20 protein-coding genes are annotated in these 17,920 nt (G+C 64.1%); 16 read left to right on the forward strand and 4 right to left on the reverse strand.

From position 1 onward, the window contains the following. The first annotated feature begins 17 nt into the window (after window positions 1–17). The 5 genes from BC363_RS01660 (at window position 18) to BC363_RS01680 (ending at window position 3,802) form a co-directional block, all read left to right on the forward strand. Window positions 18–512 (forward strand): HPP family protein, encoded by a 495-nt coding sequence (locus tag BC363_RS01660; protein ID WP_065786646.1) that lies wholly within the window; start codon window positions 18–20, stop codon window positions 510–512. Continuing rightward, window positions 509–1,075, forward strand: coding sequence for a TetR/AcrR family transcriptional regulator (locus BC363_RS01665; RefSeq protein WP_065786644.1), 567 nt, complete (start codon window positions 509–511; stop codon window positions 1,073–1,075). The genes BC363_RS01660 and BC363_RS01665 overlap by 4 nt, the downstream gene beginning before the upstream one ends. 139 nt (window positions 1,076–1,214) lie before the next feature. Further along, the gene (locus tag BC363_RS01670) at window positions 1,215–1,676 is read left to right on the forward strand and encodes an SRPBCC domain-containing protein (protein WP_065787016.1); all 462 of its coding nucleotides are present in this window, start codon (window positions 1,215–1,217) and stop codon (window positions 1,674–1,676) included. Continuing rightward, the gene (locus tag BC363_RS01675; RefSeq protein ID WP_065786642.1) at window positions 1,669–3,258 is read left to right on the forward strand and encodes an MFS transporter; all 1,590 of its coding nucleotides are present in this window, start codon (window positions 1,669–1,671) and stop codon (window positions 3,256–3,258) included. Before BC363_RS01670 ends, BC363_RS01675 begins: the two co-directional genes overlap by 8 nt. A 124-nt stretch (window positions 3,259–3,382) precedes the next feature. After that, window positions 3,383–3,802 (forward strand): GFA family protein, encoded by a 420-nt coding sequence (locus BC363_RS01680; RefSeq protein WP_065786641.1) that lies wholly within the window; start codon window positions 3,383–3,385, stop codon window positions 3,800–3,802. Between the two features lie 75 nt (window positions 3,803–3,877). Here BC363_RS01680 and BC363_RS01685 read toward each other — a convergent pair whose 3' ends face one another. Further along, complete coding sequence (locus BC363_RS01685; protein WP_065786639.1) at window positions 3,878–4,279, reverse strand: ACT domain-containing protein; 402 nt, start codon at window positions 4,277–4,279, stop codon at window positions 3,878–3,880. 175 nt (window positions 4,280–4,454) lie between these two features. Between BC363_RS01685 and msrA the strand changes: the two genes are divergently transcribed. Next, window positions 4,455–5,192 carry a peptide-methionine (S)-S-oxide reductase MsrA gene (gene msrA / locus BC363_RS01690; protein ID WP_065786637.1) on the forward strand — a complete coding sequence of 246 codons (738 nt, stop codon included), beginning with the start codon at window positions 4,455–4,457 and terminating at the stop codon, window positions 5,190–5,192. 60 nt (window positions 5,193–5,252) lie between these two features. Here the strand turns inward: msrA and BC363_RS01695 are convergent, their stop codons facing one another. Continuing rightward, window positions 5,253–6,152: an alpha/beta hydrolase gene (locus BC363_RS01695; RefSeq protein ID WP_065787015.1), complete on the reverse strand. Its 900-nt coding sequence runs from the start codon at window positions 6,150–6,152 to the stop codon at window positions 5,253–5,255. Window positions 6,153–6,331: 179 nt separating this feature from the next. Here BC363_RS01695 and BC363_RS01700 point away from each other — a divergent pair, with 179 nt between their 5' ends. From BC363_RS01700 to BC363_RS01740, 9 genes are all read left to right on the forward strand, one after another. Next, complete coding sequence (locus BC363_RS01700; RefSeq protein ID WP_065786635.1) at window positions 6,332–7,240, forward strand: LysR family transcriptional regulator; 909 nt, start codon at window positions 6,332–6,334, stop codon at window positions 7,238–7,240. A gap of 240 nt (window positions 7,241–7,480) precedes the next feature. Further along, a complete protein-coding gene (locus tag BC363_RS01705) occupies window positions 7,481–8,641 on the forward strand; it encodes an ABC transporter substrate-binding protein (RefSeq protein WP_065786633.1) in 1,161 nt (386 codons plus the stop codon). 195 nt (window positions 8,642–8,836) lie between these two features. Next, window positions 8,837–9,832, forward strand: a complete 996-nt coding sequence (locus BC363_RS01710) for an ABC transporter ATP-binding protein (RefSeq protein ID WP_139109881.1) — start codon at window positions 8,837–8,839, stop codon at window positions 9,830–9,832. Beyond that, on the forward strand, window positions 9,829–10,779 hold the full coding sequence (locus tag BC363_RS01715; protein WP_065786629.1) for an ABC transporter permease: 951 nt from the start codon (window positions 9,829–9,831) through the stop codon (window positions 10,777–10,779). The genes BC363_RS01710 and BC363_RS01715 overlap by 4 nt, the downstream gene beginning before the upstream one ends. Then, a complete protein-coding gene (locus tag BC363_RS01720) occupies window positions 10,769–11,584 on the forward strand; it encodes an ABC transporter permease (RefSeq protein WP_065786627.1) in 816 nt (271 codons plus the stop codon). The genes BC363_RS01715 and BC363_RS01720 overlap by 11 nt, the downstream gene beginning before the upstream one ends. 25 nt (window positions 11,585–11,609) lie before the next feature. Continuing rightward, window positions 11,610–13,037: a gamma-aminobutyraldehyde dehydrogenase gene (locus tag BC363_RS01725; RefSeq protein WP_065786625.1), complete on the forward strand. Its 1,428-nt coding sequence runs from the start codon at window positions 11,610–11,612 to the stop codon at window positions 13,035–13,037. Between the two features lie 68 nt (window positions 13,038–13,105). After that, on the forward strand, window positions 13,106–13,597 hold the full coding sequence (locus BC363_RS01730; protein ID WP_065786623.1) for a nuclear transport factor 2 family protein: 492 nt from the start codon (window positions 13,106–13,108) through the stop codon (window positions 13,595–13,597). A gap of 290 nt (window positions 13,598–13,887) precedes the next feature. Next, window positions 13,888–14,640, forward strand: coding sequence for a siderophore-iron reductase FhuF (gene fhuF / locus BC363_RS01735; protein ID WP_065786621.1), 753 nt, complete (start codon window positions 13,888–13,890; stop codon window positions 14,638–14,640). 86 nt (window positions 14,641–14,726) lie between these two features. Beyond that, on the forward strand, window positions 14,727–15,248 hold the full coding sequence (locus BC363_RS01740; RefSeq protein WP_065786619.1) for a hypothetical protein: 522 nt from the start codon (window positions 14,727–14,729) through the stop codon (window positions 15,246–15,248). 75 nt (window positions 15,249–15,323) lie between these two features. Here BC363_RS01740 and BC363_RS01745 read toward each other — a convergent pair whose 3' ends face one another. Continuing rightward, window positions 15,324–15,908, reverse strand: a complete 585-nt coding sequence (locus tag BC363_RS01745; protein ID WP_065786617.1) for a cysteine hydrolase family protein — start codon at window positions 15,906–15,908, stop codon at window positions 15,324–15,326. A 123-nt stretch (window positions 15,909–16,031) separates the two neighbouring features. Here BC363_RS01745 and BC363_RS01750 point away from each other — a divergent pair, with 123 nt between their 5' ends. Further along, window positions 16,032–16,466 carry an Lrp/AsnC family transcriptional regulator gene (locus BC363_RS01750; protein WP_244519790.1) on the forward strand — a complete coding sequence of 145 codons (435 nt, stop codon included), beginning with the start codon at window positions 16,032–16,034 and terminating at the stop codon, window positions 16,464–16,466. A gap of 113 nt (window positions 16,467–16,579) precedes the next feature. Here BC363_RS01750 and BC363_RS01755 read toward each other — a convergent pair whose 3' ends face one another. After that, window positions 16,580–17,866, reverse strand: coding sequence for an aromatic ring-hydroxylating dioxygenase subunit alpha (locus BC363_RS01755; RefSeq protein WP_065786615.1), 1,287 nt, complete (start codon window positions 17,864–17,866; stop codon window positions 16,580–16,582). Window positions 17,867–17,920: the final 54 nt, after the last annotated feature.

Genomic DNA, 17,920 nt, shown 5'->3' on the forward strand with positions numbered 1-17,920 from the left:
TACCGATCGGTACAGACATGCGCCATTTCTTCCTGCGTCATCAACCACCCACCCATATCGGCCGAGGCCTGCTTGCCGGCATCGGCGGCCTCGTGGCCATTGCCGCCGTCGGCGCCCTCACCAACATTGTCGGTGAACCGCTGCTGATGGCGCCGTTCGGCGCCAGTTGCGTGCTGATCTTCTCGGTTGCGGGCAGCCCTCTGTCCCAGCCTGCCAATGTCGTCGGCGGCCATTTCGTCGCCACGCTGGTCGGCCTCATCTTGCGTTCGATCTTCCCCAATGAGTGGTGGGCGGTCGGGCTTGCCGTCGGTGCGGCGATCGCGCTGATGGCGGCGCTGCGCATCACCCATCCGCCGGCCGGCGCCAATCCGCTGGTGGTCTTTGCCAGCGATCCCGGTTTCGAATTCCTACTCTTCCCTGTTCTCACCGGTTCGCTGGTGCTGGTCGCGGTCGGAACGCTGTTCCACCGGTTCGGCAAGGTCGAATATCCGCTGCTGAGGAAACCCGCATGAGCCGCGTCGTCGCCGAACGCCAGGACGTCATCACCATGCTTGCCGAGATCTTTCGCGAGCACGGCTATGACGGTGCGAGCCTCAGCCTGATCACCGAGAAGACCGGGCTCGGCAAGGGCAGCCTCTATCACTTCTTTCCCCGCGGGAAGGAGGAGATGGCCGAGGCGGTGCTGGGCGACATCGCCTCATGGTTCCAGACCAACATCTTTAACCGGTTACGCAACAGCGAGCCGCCGGCGGCGGCGATCGACGACATGTTTGCTTCCGTCGACAGCTACTTTCGCCAGGGCCGCCGCCTGTGCCTGATGGGCGTCATCGCCACCAGCGGCGCCCATGATCGCTTTTCAGCCGAGATCAACCGCTATTTCGCCGACTGGCGGACCGCTCTTGCCGAGGCGTTCGGCCGCCAAGGCATCGCGGAGGACGAACGAAAGGCGCTGGCCGAGGAAGTGATCGGCGGTATCCAGGGCGCGCTCATCCTTGCCCGCAGCCTTGGTGATCCCCAGGCTTTCGGCCGCGTGCTCACCCGCCTCAAAGCCCGATGCACGCTGTCGCATAACTGACAAAAATCAGATCTCAGAGCCCTCCCGCCTTGACAAGGGCCTCCGCACCCAGTTATTAACCGACAAGTTAAATAACTTTCAAGTTAAAGAACGGCCGCGCTTTGCGACTGCGCTGGCCGCGGGAGGAGTCGTTATGGCAATGACCACTGAAAACGCATCGCGCGAACACAGACTGAGCCTGGAGATCACCAGGATCTTCGACGCGCCGCGCAGCCTGGTGTTCAAGGTCTGGTCGACGCCCGAGCACGCATTGCGCTGGTGGGGGCCGCGCGACTTCACCCCGCATTCCCTGAAGATGGATTTCCGCCCCGGCGGCGCCTGGCGCGGCTGCATCCGTTCGCCGGAAGGGCGCGACTATTGGATGGGTGGCGTCTATCGCGAGGTGATCGAGCCGGAGAAACTCATCTTCACTTTCGCTTGGGACGAGGAAGGCGAGCCGGGGGCCGACACACTGGTCACGGTTTCCTTCGCCGATGTCGGCGGCAAGACGCGCCTGACGTTCCACCAGACCCCATTCGACAGCGTCGATGAGCGCGACTCGCACCAGGAGGGCTGGAGCGAGTGCCTCGAAAGGCTGCAGGAGTATCTTTCCCATGTCTGAGACAATCGGCACATCGGGCAACGTCCCCGGCCCGAAGGCGACGCAGCGGGAATGGGTCGGCCTTGCCGTCCTCGCCCTGCCCTGCATGCTCTACTCGATGGACCTGACGGTCCTGAACCTGGCGGTTCCGCAACTGACGGAGCAGCTGAAACCCTCGGCCTCGCAGTTGCTCTGGATCGTCGACATCTACGGCTTCATGGTGGCCGGTTCGCTGATCACCATGGGCACGCTCGGCGACCGCATCGGCCGGCGCCGACTGCTGATGATCGGCTCGGTCGCCTTCGGCATCGCCTCGGTGCTGGCCGCTTTTGCCTGGAGTGCGGAAACGCTGATCCTCGCACGCGCCATTCTCGGCGTCGCCGCAGCGACTTTGGCGCCCTCGACGCTGTCGCTGATCCGCAACATGTTCCTCGATGACAGGCAGCGCACGCTGGCCATCGGCATCTGGATCGCCAGCTTCTCCGCCGGCGGCGCCATCGGCCCGGTCGTCGGCGGGCTGATGCTGTCGCAGTTCTGGTGGGGTTCAGTCTTCCTGCTGGCCGTCCCCGTGATGATCCTGCTGCTGATCCTCGGCCCCATGCTTCTGCCGGAATTCCGCGACCCCAATGCAGGCCGGCTCGATTTCCTCAGCGCGGGGCAGTCGCTCGTCGCCGTGCTGTCGATGATCTACGGCATGAAGCGCATCGCCGAGGACGGTCTTGACGTCACCGCCGTGTTCTTCATCCTGCTCGGGCTGACCGTCGCCATTCTGTTTGCCCGGCGCCAGAGCCGGCTTGCCGATCCACTGATCGACCTCGCTCTGTTCAGAACCCCGGCTTTCAGCGCGGCGCTCGGCGTCAACATCCTCGGCCTGTTCGTCGGCTTCGGCGCCTTCCTGTTCGTGGCGCAGTATCTGCAGCTCGTGCTCGGCCTGTCGCCCTTCGTCGCTGGCCTGTGGTCGGTGCCGACGGGGGTTGCCATGGTGCTTGGTTCGATCCTCGTGCCGTCGCTTGCCGCCCGTTATGCCGCCTCCAACCTGATCGCTGCCGGTTTCGTGCTGACCGCCATCGGCTTTGCCATCTGCACCCAGGTCGAAACGACAAGCAGCCCCCTGCTCGTCACCATCGGCCTCGTCGTGCTCTGCCTCGGCTTTGCTCCGGTCGGCACGCTGACGACGGACCTGATCGTCGGCTCCGCTCCGCCGGAGCGGGCGGGTGCGGCATCGGCGATCTCGGAGACCAGCTTCGAATTCGGCGGTGCGCTCGGCATCGCGGTGCTCGGCAGCATGCTGACATCAGCCTATCGCAGCCGCATGGACGCGGTCGTCGTGACCGGCCTTCCCACTGAGACCGTGGAGGCCGCACGCCAGACGCTGGGCGGCGCCGTCGCCATTGCCGAGCAACTGCCGGGCGACCAGTCCGAACGGCTGTTGTTTGCCGCCCGCGACGTGTTCACCAGTTCGTTTGCCTTCACCGCATCGATCTGTGTGGCCCTGTCGCTGCTGACTGCGCTGCTCGCCTTCCTGCTTCTGCGCAAGGCAACCGGCACCGGCAACGACCCGGCAATCGCCGACGAGGCGGAAGCTTCCGTCAAGGCCGGATAGCGGCTGGCGTCCGCGCAACGGACGCCGGTCCATAATACGCATCCACGTTCACCTCGACAGCGTCATCTTCCCGGTCGAAAGACCGTGGAACGATGACGTCCGTCCAAAGACAGGAGCCCGTCCGATGAAAAAGCTCTATCGCGGCAGCTGCCATTGCGGCGCCGTTGGGTTCGAGTGCCAGCTTGATCTGGCGCAAGGCATTCGCCGCTGCAATTGCAGCTTCTGCGCCAAGACGCGCATGCAGAAATCATTCGCGCTTCGCGACGAGTTTGCCATCACCAGGGGCAAGGAGGCGTTGACGAGCTACCGGGCGCAGCCTTCGAACTGGCGGGAGGGTGACGTCGACCACTATTTCTGCAGCCGCTGCGGCATCCGGCCGTTTTCACGCGGCTACCTCGAGGACTTCCTTGGCCATTTCTACGCCGTCAACGTCGCCTGCCTCGACGGCATCAGTGACGAGGAACTGGGCACGGCACCCATTGTCTATGAGAACGGCCGCGACGACGACTACGAAAACCCGCCGCGGGATACCCGCTTCATGTGATTTCCGTCGGACCAAAGCATTTCCAGGAAAAGTGTGAAGCGGTTTTCCGGCAGGAAATGCCTAAGCGGGAATGCCTCAGGCGGGGCTCAGCGCCCGCAGCGCCTCGAGCGCGCGCTCGGCATCCGCCTCCGGCACGAAGATGTGGTCGTGATAATAGGCGGCCACGACATTGGCGCTGATGCCCTCGCGCGTCAGCACTGTTGCCACCGCCGCCGTCAGTCCGACGGCTTCAAGCGCCGAATGCACATTGAGCGTGATGCGCCGAAGCAGCGGACCATAGGAAAGGTCGGCGGCATCCGCGGCGCCCCGCTCCAGGATCAGCGTCAGCCCTTCGTCCTCACGGTAGGTGGCAAGCGGCTCCAGCGGCATATAGCGCTGCGCCTCGTCATGGGGCACGGTGCAATAGACATAGGTCTGCGGAAACAGCACCGGCGCCATCGTCGCCAGCAGCGTCGTCAGGTCCGTTTCTCCGGCCATCACCCCTCCTCCGAACTTCCCACGATCCTCATCCTGCAAGATCGCAGCGCCACCGCAGTGGTAGCGGATCGTCACATTGCCGTGAAGCACGCGCTTGCGATTTGCTTTCGGCCGGGCACACGAAAAACATGGATCAGTACACGGCCGCCTCCCGAACGCGGCAGGGGAGCAACCCATGGCTTCGACACGCGACATTCCGCCGTTCTCTGCCACGATCGGCCGCCACCTGCGGCTGCTGGCTCCGGCGCTTGCCCTCTGCGCCACGCTGTCCATCGCTGCCATGGCAAAGGCCGCCGAACCGGCAGTGTCCATTCCGCCACCGTCGCTGGATGAAAAGGCCGCAAGCGGGCCGGAGACCGCGGTGTTTGCCGGCGGCTGTTTCTGGGGCGTCCAGGGCGTGTTCCAGCATGTGAAGGGCGTGACCAACGCTGTCTCGGGCTATTCCGGCGGCAGCCGCGACACCGCTTCATACGAGGCCGTCAGCAATGGCGACACCGGCCATGCGGAATCGGTGGAAGTGACCTACAATCCGAGCCAGGTGAGCTACGGCAAGCTGCTGCAGATCTTCTTTTCCGTCGGCCACAACCCGACGCAGCTGAACTATCAGGGCCCCGATCACGGCACGCAGTATCGCTCGGCGCTGTTCGTCGCCACGCCACAGCAGAAGAAGATCGCCGAGGCCTATATCGCCGAACTCGGGAAATCAGGCGTCTTCCCGGCCGAGATCGTCACCGAGATCGCGCCGCTGAAGGGCTTCTATGTCGCCGAGGGCTACCATCAGGATTTTTTGACGCGCAACCCGACCTATCCCTACATCGTCTACAACGACATGCCGAAGATCGAGAGCCTGCGCAAACTGTTCCCGCAGAGCTTCCGCGCCAATCCGGTGCTGGTGTTCAAGGCGAAGAGCTAGCCCAGTTCCAGGAGAAACGTTTTTCCGTCCACGGTTGCCCTGCGGTCAAATCCAAAACGGTCAGCCGGTTCCGACGAGAACGGCAATACCCTCGGCCAACCGGCGGAAACCCTCCCGCGCGCCCTCGCTCATGTGCCGTGCTCGCAGCCAGGCATGGATCATCTGCGGCTCTTCGCGAAACGTGACGTTGACGCCGGCGGTTGCAAGCCGTGCGGCATAGAGCCGGGCGTCGTCGCGCAAGGGATCAAAATAGGCCCCAGTGATGTAGGTCGGCGGCAGGCCGGAAAGATCCGTGGCAGCCAGCGGCGCCGCAAACGGATTACCGGCCGGCGCCTGCAGGACCTTTCGGTAATAGCTGGTGTCGGCGGTCGTCAGTCCCGGCGCCACGGCCATTTCCACATAGGAACCGGAAACGAGATCGCCGCCAAGGCCGGGATAGATCAGCGCCTGGCCGACGATACCCGACAGTCCGTCCGCCCGGGCCTTCAGGACGATTCCCGCCGTCAGGTTTCCGCCGGCGCTGTCGCCGGCGACGACGACCGGGCGACCATCGGCCAGGAGGAAATTCAGCACCGCGAAGCAATCCTCGAAGGCTGCCGGCCAGACATGCTCCGGCGCCAGCCGATAGTCGACCGAGACCAGTTCGGCACGGGCGAAATCGGCAAGCTCGGCGCAGATGGCATCATGGCTGTCGAGCGAACCGACGACGAAGCCGCCGCCGTGGATGTAGTAGATGCGGGTCTCGGTCGAGACGGTCGCCGGCCGATAGCGTCTGATCGGAATGCGGCCGCCGACAAGCCCGTCCTCGCGCGCAAGGCCCGCCGGCGACGGCGCGTCGAACTCGGCGCAGAGCGCATCGTACCATTTGCGTTGCTGTCCGATCGATGCATCGACCGCATCGGCGGGGTAGAAGGCTTCGCAGCGCTGGTGAAAGGCGAGAATGCCCTTCTCCGTCGGCATCGGTTTCAATACGGCCTGATCCAAAGTCCGCCTCCATGATTTCTCCGGCAGAAGTCTAGCATCGGTCTGCCCACCTTCTATCCGGAAACCGACATCACCAGGAAAATCCCGCCGCGGTTGCGTGGGACGATCTCTCGCCTGTACTTGCAAGCACCCCACGACCGCGATTAACTGCGCGGATGGCGTTCACCTTCAGACAGTTGCAGTATTTCGTCGCCGTCGCCGAGCAGGGCTCGATCACCCGCGCGGCGCAGAACCTCTCGATCTCGCAATCCTCGATCACCGAGGCGATCAAGGAGCTTGAAGGCGACCTCGGCGTCGAGCTGTTCGACCGGCATCCCCGCGGCCTTTCGATCACCCATAACGGCCACCAGTTTCTGCGGCATGCGACGAAGATCCTTTCCAATGTCTCCGACGCGAGGCGCAGCTTTTCCGACAGCCGCGAGGAGACTGGCGGCAAGCTCAATCTCGGCGTCACCTCGCTGGTTGCCGGTTACGTGCTCTCGGACCTGCTCGCCCGCTATCGCCGCGCCTGCCCCGGCGTCGAGGTCAGCGCCATCGAGGACAATGGCTCCTATCTCGAACATCTCCTGATCGGCGGCGAACTCGACGTCGCCGTCATGGTCATCTCCAACCTGCGCGACCGCATGGCGCTGCAGGCCGAGATCCTGGAAACCTCGCCCTATCGGCTTTGGCTGCCGATCGGCCATCCGCTCGTCAGTGCCGACATCATCTCGATCAGTGATATCGCCAAGGAGCCGCTGATCATGCTGACGGTCGACGAAATCGAGGAGAACACCGGCAAGCTCCTGTCAGCGCTCGGCGCCCGGCCGCATGTTGCCTTTCGCACCCGCTCGGTCGAAGCGGTGCGCAGCCTGGTGGCGACAGGTGCGGGCATCGCGCTTCTGCCCGACCTCGTCTACCGCCCCTGGTCGCTTGAAGGCGACCGCATCGAGAGCCGCGACGTCTCCGGCGCCCTGCCCGTCGTTCAGGTCGGCATGGTCTGGCGCAAGGGCTCCAGCTTGCCGCAATCGGCACGCGATTTCGTCGGCATTGCCGAAGCTCTGCGCAGTGCCCGCCCGCGCTGACGCTCGAGCACTTTCGCCGTCTGCTCCTGAACGCAGAACGCATGCAGGAGTGTTCTATCCCTTTGTTTTTACGCAATTCCGGACGCAAAACCGCTGCGCACTTTTGCTGGAATTGCTCCTGATATCGGCAAAACCGATAGCGGCATTCTGATTAATGAATTTGCGAATACGGAGAAATCAAGGCACGCTTCAACCTGGGAACGAAGCCGTAAAATGCGGCTCAACACTGGGAGAATTCAGATGAAGCAGATCCTGAAATCCTGCACCGCGCTGACGCTGTCGCTCGGCCTCGTGGCGCCCGCCTTGGCGCAGGAGCCGCTGAAGGAACTGGGCAAGGGCGAAGGCGAATTGTCGATCGTCGCCTGGGCCGGCTATATCGAGCGCGGCGAGACCGACAAGAACTACGACTGGGTCACCGATTTCGAAAAACAGACCGGCTGCAAGGTCTCGGTCAAGACCGCCGCCACCTCCGATGAAATGGTGGCGCTGATGAACGAAGGCGGCTTCGACCTCGTCACCGCCTCGGGCGACGCCTCGCTGCGCCTCGTCGCCGGCAAGCGCGTCCAGCCGATCAATACCGACCTCATCCCCAGCTGGAAGACCATTGACGAGCGCATGCAAAGCGCGCCCTGGCACACCGTCAACGGCGTTCACTACGGCACCCCCTATGTCTGGGGCCCGAACGTGCTGATGTACAACAAGGACGCCTTCAAGGGCGAAGCGCCGAAGAGCTGGAACGTCGTCTTCGAGGAAATGAACCTGCCGGACGGTAAGTCCAACAAGGGCCGTGTCCAGGCCTATGATGGCCCGATCCACGTCGCCGATGCCGCCAACTACCTGATGGCCCACAAACCCGAGCTCGGCATCAAGAACCCTTACGAACTCAACGAAGACCAGTACAAGGCTGCGCTTGATCTGCTTCGCACCCAGCGCACGCTCGTCGGCCGCTACTGGCACGATGCGATGATCCAGATCGACGACTTCAAGAACGAAGGCGTCGTCGCCTCCGGCTCCTGGCCGTTCCAGGTCAACCTGATGGAAGCCGAAAAGCTGCCGATCGCCTCGACCATTCCGGACGAAGGTGTCACCGGATGGGCGGACACCACCATGCTGCACGCCGAAAGCGCGCATCCGAACTGCGCCTATATGTGGATGGAGCATTCGCTATCGTCCAAGGTGCAGGGCGATGTCTCCGCCTGGTTCGGCGCCAACCCCTCCGTCGGCGCTGCCTGCAAGGGCAATGAACTCTTGACCGACGAGGGTTGCAAGACCAACGGCTACGAGGACTTCGAGAAAGTGAAGTTCTGGAAGACGCCGGTGACGAAATGCGAAAGCCAGGGCGAATGCGTGCCCTATCACCGCTGGGTCTCCGATTATATCGGCGTCATCGGCGGGCGGTAAGCCGCCACGACCACATCGCAAGCATTCCGCCCCTCACCCTAGCCCTCTCCCCGCCTGCGGGGAGAGGGAACGCCCCCGGCAAAGCTCTCACCCGGCATTTTAGGTGAGCTGCGGCCGCGAGCCTCCTTCTCCCCGCAGGCGGGGAGAAGGCGCCCGTTAGGGCGGATGAGGGGCCAAACTTTCCGGAGCATTCCTATGACCGCCGTGCTTTTCGACAATGTTTCCCGCCACTTCGGCGCCGTGCGCGCCGTCGATGGCGTGAACCTCGAGATCGCCGAGGGCGAATTCTTCGCCATGCTCGGCCCTTCCGGCTCGGGCAAAACCACTTGCCTGCGCCTGATGGCCGGCTTCGAACAGCCAACCGGCGGCCATATCGAAATCTTCGGCGAGACGGCAGAAGGCGTGCCGCCCTATCGCCGCAGCGTCAACACCGTCTTCCAGGACTATGCCCTGTTCCCGCATCTCTCGATCCTCGACAATGTCGCCTATGGGCTGATGGTCAAGGGCGTCGGCCGGGAAGAGCGCCGCAAGGCCGCCGAGGATGCGCTCGCCATGGTCAAGCTGCCGAACTACGGCAGCCGCCGCCCCGGCCAGCTCTCGGGCGGCCAACGCCAGCGCGTGGCGCTCGCCCGCGCGCTCGTCAACAAGCCGAAGGTGCTGCTGCTCGACGAGCCGCTCGGCGCTCTCGACCTGAAGCTGCGCGAACAGATGCAGGAGGAACTGAAGAGCCTGCAGAAATCGCTCGGCATCACCTTCGTCTTCGTCACCCACGACCAGGGCGAAGCGTTGTCGATGGCCGACCGCATCGCCGTCTTCAACGATGGCCGCATCCAGCAGCTCGGCAGCCCCGAAGAAGTCTACAAGCAGCCGAAGACGCGCTTCGTCGCCGATTTCGTCGGCTCGTCAAATGTGCTGCCGGCAAGGCTGTGCCAAAGGCTGGGGGTCACATCCTCCTATGCCAGCCTTCGCCCCGAGGCGATCGTGCTGTCGGCACCGCGCGACGGCGCGCTCAGCCTCTCCGGTACCGTGTCGGCCCATAGTTTCCTCGGCGCGGTCAACCGGGTCGTCGTCGACGTCGAAGGCGCGCGCATCGCTGTCGCAAGCCCCGTCTCGCTCGTTGTGCCCAAGGTCGGCAGCCCCGTCACCATCAGCTTTGCCGCCGACGAGCTGCACCCGATGGAGGACGCATGACCGCCGTCGCCGAGAATCTCATGTCTCCGGAACGCCGCGGCCCGACCGGCCGGCTTTCGGACTTCTTCTGGAAGCACCCGCACGTGCTGCTGACCGTCCTGCTGGCGCCGCCACTGCTGTGGCTCGGCGTCGTCTATATCGGCTCGCTCTTTGCTCTCTTGCTGCAGAGCTTCTTCTCGATCGACGACTTCTCGGGCCTGATCAATTACGAGTTCACCTTCGCCACCTATCGCCAGCTGCTCAGCGAGACCAATCTCGACATCATCCTGCGCACCGTGTCGATGGCGGCAATCGTGACGCTCGCCTCCGCACTCATCGCCTTCCCGATCGCCTACTACGCGGCGCGTTACGCCCAGGGAAAATGGAAGGTGCTGTTCTATCTCGGCGTCATGCTGCCGCTCTGGTCGAGCTATCTGGTCAAGATCTATGCCTGGAAGCTGATCCTTGCCAAGGAAGGCATCGTCACCTGGTTCTTCGAAAAGCTGCATCTGCTGTGGCTGCTCGACGCCTGGCTCTCGCTTCCCGTCGTCGGCGGCAACTCGCTCTCCGTCAGCTACACCGGCACCTTCATCGTCTTCGTCTATGTCTGGATGCCGTTCATGATCCTGCCGATCCAGGCAGCGCTTGAGCGCGTGCCGACCAACCTGATCGAGGCCTCCTCCGATCTCGGCGGCACGCCGGCCCAGACCTTCCGCCACGTGCTCTTCCCGCTGGCGCTGCCCGGCATCGTCGCCGGCTCGATCTTCACCTTCTCGCTGACGCTCGGCGACTACATCATTCCGCAGATCATCGGCTCCTCCCGGCTGTTCATCGGCCAGGCGGTCTATGCCCAGCAGGGCACGGCCGGCAACATCCCGCTTGCCGCCGCCTTCACCGTCGTGCCGATCGTCATCATGGGCGCCTATCTCTGGATGGCCAAACGCATGGGGGCCTTCGATGCGCTCTGATCGCCTCAACCGCTCACCCCTCGGCCTGAAGATCGCGGCCGCCGCCGGCCTCGCCTTCATGCATGTGCCGATCCTCTTGATCTTCCTCTATGCCTTCACCACCGAGGAAAAGAGCTACCAGTTCCCGCCGCCGGGGCTGACGACGCAATGGCTCGCGGTTGCCTGGAACCGACCGGACGTCTGGGCGGCGCTGACGCTCTCGGTCAAGGTCGCCTCGATCGCGACCGCGGTCGCCCTGGTGCTCGGCACGCTTTGCGCCGCCGCCGTCAGCCAGACGCGCTTCTTCGGCCGCGAGACGATCTCGCTCTTGGTCATCCTGCCGATCGCGCTGCCCGGCATCATCACCGGCATCGCGCTGCGCTCGGCCTTTTCCATGGCGGAGATCCCGTTTTCCTTCTGGACGATCGTGCTCGGCCACGCGACCTTCTGCATCGTCGTCGTCTACAACAATGCGGTCGCCCGCTTCCGCCGCATCTCAGGCTCGCTGGTCGAAGCCTCGATGGATCTCGGCGCCGATGGTTTCCAGACCTTCCGCTACATCATCCTGCCCAATATCGGCACGGCGCTTCTGGCCGGCGGCATGCTCGCCTTCGCACTGTCCTTCGACGAGGTGATCGTCACCACCTTTACCGCCGGCCAGCAGTCGACGCTGCCGATCTGGATGCTCGAAGAACTCATCCGTCCGCGCCAGCGGCCGGTGACCAACGTGGTCGCCATGATCGTGGTGCTGGTCACTTTCCTGCCGATCCTCGGCGCCTACTACCTGACCCGCGACGGCGACCAGATCGCCGGCGCCGGCAAATAAACTCGACTTTCAAGGGAGAACAGACATGGACACCCAGCTTTTGATCGGATCGCGCTTCGAAGCCGGAACCGAGGCCGAGGAGCATATCCTGAACCCACGCACCGGCGGAAAGATCATCGACCTCGCCGAAGCCTCGCACATGCAGGTCGAAGCGGCGGTGGATGCCGCGGAACGCGCCTTCGTCTCCTGGTCGACGACGACGCCGGGCGAGCGCTCCGGCTATCTGCTTAAGGTCGCCGACGCGATCGAGAAGAACGCCGACGATTTTGCAGCCCTTGAAGCGCTCAACTGCGGCAAGCCGATCAACGCGGTGAAGAACGACGAGCTGCCTGCCATCATCGACTGCTGGCGCTTCTTTGCCGGCGCCATCCGCAACCTTCATGCGCCGACGGCCGGCGAATACCTGCCCGGGCATACCTCCATGGTCCGCCGCGACCCGGTCGGCATCGTCGGTTCGATCGCGCCCTGGAACTACCCGCTGATGATGATGGCGTGGAAGCTGGCGCCGGCGATTGCCGGCGGCAACACCGTCGTCTTCAAGCCGTCCGAACAGACGCCGCTGACCGCGCTGAAGCTCGCCCGCCTTTTGGCCGACATCCTGCCGGAAGGCGTCGTCAACGTCGTCACCGGCCGTGGCGAAACCGTCGGCAATGCGCTGATCAACCACCCGAAGATCGCGATGGTCTCGATCACCGGCGACATCGCCACCGGCAAGAAAGTGCTGGCGGCCGCCGCAAAGACCGTCAAGCGCACGCATCTGGAGCTCGGCGGCAAGGCCCCGGTCATCGTCTATGACGACGCCGACCTCGAAGCCGTCGTCAACGGCATCCGTACCTTCGGCTATTACAATGCCGGCCAGGACTGCACGGCCGCCTGCCGAATCTATGCCGAAGCCGGCATCTACGAAAAGCTCGTCGCCGACCTGAGTTCGGCCGTCTCGACCATCCGCTACAATCTTGCCGACGACACGGAGAACGAGATCGGCCCGCTGATCTCGCGGCGCCAGCGCGATCGCGTCGCAAGCTTCGTCGAACGCGCCGCCGACCAGAAGCACATCGAGATCACCACCGGCGGCGGCCCGGGCAGCGCCGACGGTTTCTTCTTCCAGCCGACGGTGATTGCCGGCGCGACCCAGGAAGACGAGATCGTGCGCCGCGAGGTGTTCGGGCCGGTCGTTTCGGTCACCCGCTTCACCGGCAGGGACGATGCCGTCGCCTGGGCCAACGACAGCGACTATGGCCTCGCCTCCTCGGTCTGGACCAAGGATATCTCCAAGGCGATGAAGGCGGCCTCGCGCCTGCAATACGGTTGCACCTGGATCAACACCCACTTCATGCTGACCAACGAGATGCCGCATGGCGGCGTCAAGCAGTCGGGCTATGGCAAGGACATGTCGGTCTATGCGCTCGAGGACTACACCGCCGTTCGCCACATCATGATCAACCACGGCTGACGCCGCGCACGACGTTGGCCGCGGTGCGGACAAAGCATGCAAACGAAGACAACCGGGAGGAAATTGCCATGTACCGTCGTCAACTGCTTGCTGCTGCAGGTGCTTTGGGTCTGAGCACCTTTCTTCTGGCGCCCGCCGGCTTCGCCGCCGACGCGGCGCCCGATGTCGTCGCGGCCTACGTCGCTGCGTGGAACGCCCATGACTCGAGCAAGGCCGCGTCCTACTTCGCCGATGACGTCACCTATTACGATGCGTCCGTCGGCAAGCCGGTGACCGGGAAGGATGCCGCCAAGACCGGCGTCATCGACAACTTCCTCAACGCGGTCCCCGATGCCGTCTGGACCATGAAGGGTGATCCCATCGCCGCCGGCGACAAGGTTTCCTTCGAATGGGAATTCTCCGGCACCAACAGTGGCGCCTGGGCCGATGGTACGGCGGCAACGGGCAAGAGCTTCAAGTTCACCGGAGCCTCGGTCTTCACCGTCAGGGACGGCAAGATCGCCGCTCAAAACGACTATTATGATGCGCTCGGCTTCTACAAACAGCTCGGCTTGATGTAGGCGGCCGTCGAGCCGGCGGCACCGGCCCTTCAGCAGCCGCAAGCCCGAGCTTGCGGCTGTCCTCGCGCCTCGCCCGCGAGTTAAAACATGCGGACAAAACTCATAAAACGGCTTGCACAACGAAGAAACATGAGTAACACGGTCACCTTATGAATGTCTGACCCGTTCAGAAGGTGTCGCATGGTTGCAAGAAGGCGTCTGTCCGCTCCCGCGTTTGTGTTCGCGACGGCTCCGCGCCGCGGGCCCAGCAACGGCAGTGGGCCGGCCGCGGGCCACATGCGGGTGCCCCAATGACCGCCGCCTCCGAGCCGGTCATGGAGACGGGCGGCCCCAGGGCACTCTCATCCGCCTTTTCCGGCCCGCACGCCTGGTGCAACGAGAAGATGGTGCTGTCTGACGAGCTTTCCGATGGCATGGCGCTGCCCGAGTTCTTCGCCTCCGGCGCCTTCGACCGGGCGCTTGACACCTACGCTGAAAAGTCCGGCGGCACAGATCGCCGTGCGGTCGCGTCCATGTGGTCGCTCTATTACTTCTCGGCGCTCACCATCCCCTACCTCGTTGCCCGCGTGCTCGACCATCAGGTATTGCCGGTCTCGTTCGCCCGCATGAAGGTGGCGCTCGCCGAAGACGGCCTGCCCCGCGCCTTTGGCGTCGCCGATGCCGGCGACTGGCAGGCCGGCGATGACGACGACGTCTTTGCCACCCTGGCACCGCTGATGGGCGAGCACCTGCGCGACGTCGTCGGCTATCTCAAGTCGACCGGCGGCATCGCCCCGAAACTCGCCTGGAACAATGCGCTGGTCTACATCGACTATGCCCTGCGCGCCGCCGGCGTCGAGCCGCTTCATGCCCGGGCAGAGGCTCTCATCGGCAGCAGATCCCTGCCCGACGGTTCACCCAACCCCTTCTTCGATTGCCTGCGCCACGAGGAAGAGGACGGCGCGCGGGTCTGCCGGCGCAAGATCTGCTGCCTGCGCTACCTGCTACCCGGGGTGCGCAGCTGCGGCAGCCTCTGCGCCCTTCCCAGCCAACGCAAACAGTAGCCCTGAGGGTCAGGACCCTCGACCGCTCCGTGGCGATATTGCCACTCGCCCCTCACCCTATATAAGGGTGAATGAGGAGGAGCTTCATGCTTTGGTTGGTAGCGTTGGTTTGCGTGGCGATCGTGTATCTGGCGGCGCGTTTCAGCCGCTTTCGCCGGTGGGCCGAACCCATCCTGTCGGTCGCAGTGGCAATCGCCCTGCTCTCTGCCTTCATCATCTGGATCAGCGACCGCGGCGAGCGCAAAGCTCCGGCGCCCGAGCCGGTGACGACAGCTCCGGCGGTTCCGGCCACCGAGAACATCAGCCTCGAGGGCATGACATTCGAACAAAGCCAGCCGGAACGAAGCTTCCGCCTGCGCGGCACGGTCACCAACAACGGCCAGACGCCACTCGAATATTTCCGCCTGTCGGTAACGCTCGAGGATTGCCCGCAGGACGCCTGCGAGAAGATCGGCGACGACACCGCCCTCGTCCTCGCCCGCGTGCCGGTCGGCCAAGCGAAACCTTTCGAGACCTTCCTCACCTTTCCGAGCCGCGAGGGTGAGAGCCTGACGGCACCGAAATGGACCTACCAGGTGCTGGAAGTCCGCGGCGCCGCCAGCCGATAGGCCACCGCATCACTCCTCAATCGGCATCGACTTGAGGAGAAGTTGGTGTGGCAGGCTGCAAGCGCTGCAGCGCCCTTACGCCGCCGACGCTGGCCGCAGGGCCGAGACGATCGCAACCGTCGTCGTCACCTCGGCGAATTCCGCCCGCAACGTGGCGACATGGGCACGGTGGATTTCGCGCGCCGGGATCACGGCGCCATTTCCGTCCGACAAATCGAAGCAATCGCAGGCATCTTCCACGAGGATGACCCGATAACCGAGATTGGCCCCGACCCGCACCGAGGTCGAGACGCACATATCAGTCGAGATGCCGAAGAGAACGATCGTATCGGCGCCGAGCCGGCGCAGGCGCAGATCGAGGTCGGTGCCGATGAAGGCCGCGTTGACGCTCTTGCTGACCAGCGGCTCGTCGCCGGCGGGTTCGAAGCCCGGGCGCGGCGCATTGCCGGCCGCAGCCGGGCCGAGCGTCGAGCCCGGCGCGACGCTGTCGTGACGCACATGGATGATCGGTCGGCCGGCGGTACGCCAGGCGGCGAGCAAAGCGCGCCCGTTGTCATCGACATCAGCATTCCACCGTGGCGGCCAAGGGGCAGCGTCGAATGCCTGCTGCATGTCGATCGGGATCAGGACGGCATTGTCGGGAAGTCTCGGAATGGTCATGGCTAACGCTCCTTGGTTGCGTCAGGAAGCTAGCCATCCTATCGTCCGGTTTCACTGGACATGATGACGGCAGGCCGGACGTTCTTCCGGCCAGATGACCAAGAGGGCGACATATTGACCGAAATGGATGAGAAGGACCGGCTGCTGTTGGCCGCCTTGCGGCAGGATTCGCGCCAGAGCCTGGTGGCGCTCGCTCGCCATGCCGGCCTGTCGCGCAGCGCCGCCCATGAACGTCTGCGCCGGCTCGAAACGCGGGGCGTCATTGCCGGCTACACGATCCGCATCGGCATAGAGGACAAGGCGCCGGTCGTGCGCGCGCTGATCGCCGTCTCCTTCCAGCCCGGCAAGAATTGCGACCACATCGTGCCGCATCTCGCCGGCATGCCGCCGGTCGTCAGTTGCTGGTCGCTTGCCGGCGAGACCGACCTGATGCTGCTGATCGAATGCGCCTCGAACGGTGATCTCGACACCATCCGCCGACAGATCTCGCTGATATCCGGCGTTGCGACGGTGCAGACGCATGTGGCGCTGCGCACCCATTTCGACCGAAGGGACTGATCGCTACAGCCCACCCGCATCCCTCATTCCTGTGCTTGTCACAGGAATCCAGCGACGGCGCGTTTGCACGGTCAGTGACGTTCTTCATCACATCAGGCGCTTTCAACGCCCCTTCACACGGCCGTTGCGGCGCTGCTCGCGTCCCGCGGCCGAGACGCCGATGAGCCGTGGGTCGGCCGGCTGATCTCGTCGAGATACCAGTTGATGTAGCGCAGTTCGTTCTGCTCCATCGGCGCGATCGGCCCCGGCACGAAATAGTGCGAGCGCACGCCACGCGAGGTGTGTTCGATGATCGCCTTGTCCTCGTCGGTCGTCACCGTCCACAGCCAGGTGAGCTTTTCGAGATCGTAGTCCCGCCCCTCCTCGGCCTTGCCGTCGACGAGCCAGATCAGTTCCATCTCGCAGGTCCCAGCCGTCTTCGGAATGAAGCGGTAGATCATGCCGTGGTCAGGATAGCAGACGAGGAATGTCGTGCCGCCGAGATGAATGGAGGTGACGCCGCCGTCGAAATCGCTGAACCGGCCCATCAGGGTGCTGAGCGGTCGGCCGTCCTTGCTGCCGGTCTTGACGCCGTCATAGAGCGCGTAGCGGAAGGCATGGACCGTTTCCTTGCCGCCCGCCGAACTCTGCCAGTGGTCGCCGGAGCCGACCTCGATGCCGAGCGCGCAGGTGCGCGCCTCCATCTTGGCATTCAGCTCCTCGATCATGTGCAGCGGCTGTTCGAGCGCGTGCGTCTCGGAATATTCCGGATGCGCCGGGCCGCAATGGTAGCACTCGACATAGTTCTCGACCGCGAGCTTCCAGTTGGCATCGACAGGATAGGACTGCCGGTGCGCGACCTTGGCCTCGGCCCAGCCATATTGGCCGCAGGTCGCACGCAAGAGGTTCTCGACCTCGGTAAAATCGAGCGGCTCGTCGGCAAACGAGATGAAGATCAACCCCTCGACCACGCGCACGTGAAGTTTCTTCAGCCCATGATCCTCGCGCTTGAAGTCCTTCGGCATCAGCCGCGCCGCCTTCAGCGCGCCGTCATTGCCATAGGTCCAGGCGTGGTAGGGACAGACGAAGGCGCGGGCATTGCCCTTGTCCTTGGTGCAGACCTCGGCGCCGCGGTGGCGGCAGACGTTCAGCATGGCATGGATCGCGCCCGTGGCGGTGCGGGTGACGATCACCTGCTCGGAGGCCATGCGAAAGACTTCGAAATCATTGGGGTTCGGGATCACGCTTTCATGCGCGACGCAGTGCCAATGGCGGCGAAACACCCGGTCGAGATCCCGCTCGTAGATATCCTCGTCGTGGTAGAAGGCCCTGACCAGCCCATGGCCCGGCCGATGCGCCGCGACCAGCTGATCAATGCGGTCGCCCGCGACGGTCGTATTGGAAAGGTCCGATGCGAACATGGGCCTGAACTCCCGAAAGAAGAACCGGAAGACCCGCGTTCCGGCGCGCGTATG

Origin of the sequence: Ensifer sp. LC384 (assembly GCF_001695865.1) — a bacterium.
In the GTDB taxonomy this organism is placed as follows: Bacteria; Pseudomonadota; Alphaproteobacteria; order Rhizobiales; family Rhizobiaceae; genus Ensifer.

Excerpts from the sequence above, each read along its gene's own strand:
- BC363_RS01660 (WP_065786646.1), top strand. The coding sequence starts at position 18 with ATGCGCCATTTCTTCCTGCGTCATCAACCACCCACCCATATCGGCCGA.
- BC363_RS01665 (WP_065786644.1), top strand. The coding sequence starts at position 509 with ATGAGCCGCGTCGTCGCCGAACGCCAGGACGTCATCACCATGCTTGCC.
- BC363_RS01670 (WP_065787016.1), top strand. The coding sequence starts at position 1,215 with ATGACCACTGAAAACGCATCGCGCGAACACAGACTGAGCCTGGAGATC.
- BC363_RS01675 (WP_065786642.1), top strand. The coding sequence starts at position 1,669 with ATGTCTGAGACAATCGGCACATCGGGCAACGTCCCCGGCCCGAAGGCG.
- BC363_RS01680 (WP_065786641.1), top strand. The coding sequence starts at position 3,383 with ATGAAAAAGCTCTATCGCGGCAGCTGCCATTGCGGCGCCGTTGGGTTC.
- BC363_RS01685 (WP_065786639.1), bottom strand. The coding sequence starts at position 4,279 with ATGGCCGGAGAAACGGACCTGACGACGCTGCTGGCGACGATGGCGCCG.
- msrA (WP_065786637.1), top strand. The coding sequence starts at position 4,455 with ATGGCTTCGACACGCGACATTCCGCCGTTCTCTGCCACGATCGGCCGC.
- BC363_RS01695 (WP_065787015.1), bottom strand. The coding sequence starts at position 6,152 with ATGCCGACGGAGAAGGGCATTCTCGCCTTTCACCAGCGCTGCGAAGCC.
- BC363_RS01700 (WP_065786635.1), top strand. The coding sequence starts at position 6,332 with ATGGCGTTCACCTTCAGACAGTTGCAGTATTTCGTCGCCGTCGCCGAG.
- BC363_RS01705 (WP_065786633.1), top strand. The coding sequence starts at position 7,481 with ATGAAGCAGATCCTGAAATCCTGCACCGCGCTGACGCTGTCGCTCGGC.
- BC363_RS01710 (WP_139109881.1), top strand. The coding sequence starts at position 8,837 with ATGACCGCCGTGCTTTTCGACAATGTTTCCCGCCACTTCGGCGCCGTG.
- BC363_RS01715 (WP_065786629.1), top strand. The coding sequence starts at position 9,829 with ATGACCGCCGTCGCCGAGAATCTCATGTCTCCGGAACGCCGCGGCCCG.
- BC363_RS01720 (WP_065786627.1), top strand. The coding sequence starts at position 10,769 with ATGCGCTCTGATCGCCTCAACCGCTCACCCCTCGGCCTGAAGATCGCG.
- BC363_RS01725 (WP_065786625.1), top strand. The coding sequence starts at position 11,610 with ATGGACACCCAGCTTTTGATCGGATCGCGCTTCGAAGCCGGAACCGAG.
- BC363_RS01730 (WP_065786623.1), top strand. The coding sequence starts at position 13,106 with ATGTACCGTCGTCAACTGCTTGCTGCTGCAGGTGCTTTGGGTCTGAGC.
- fhuF (WP_065786621.1), top strand. The coding sequence starts at position 13,888 with ATGACCGCCGCCTCCGAGCCGGTCATGGAGACGGGCGGCCCCAGGGCA.
- BC363_RS01740 (WP_065786619.1), top strand. The coding sequence starts at position 14,727 with ATGCTTTGGTTGGTAGCGTTGGTTTGCGTGGCGATCGTGTATCTGGCG.
- BC363_RS01745 (WP_065786617.1), bottom strand. The coding sequence starts at position 15,908 with ATGACCATTCCGAGACTTCCCGACAATGCCGTCCTGATCCCGATCGAC.
- BC363_RS01750 (WP_244519790.1), top strand. The coding sequence starts at position 16,032 with ATGGATGAGAAGGACCGGCTGCTGTTGGCCGCCTTGCGGCAGGATTCG.
- BC363_RS01755 (WP_065786615.1), bottom strand. The coding sequence starts at position 17,866 with ATGTTCGCATCGGACCTTTCCAATACGACCGTCGCGGGCGACCGCATT.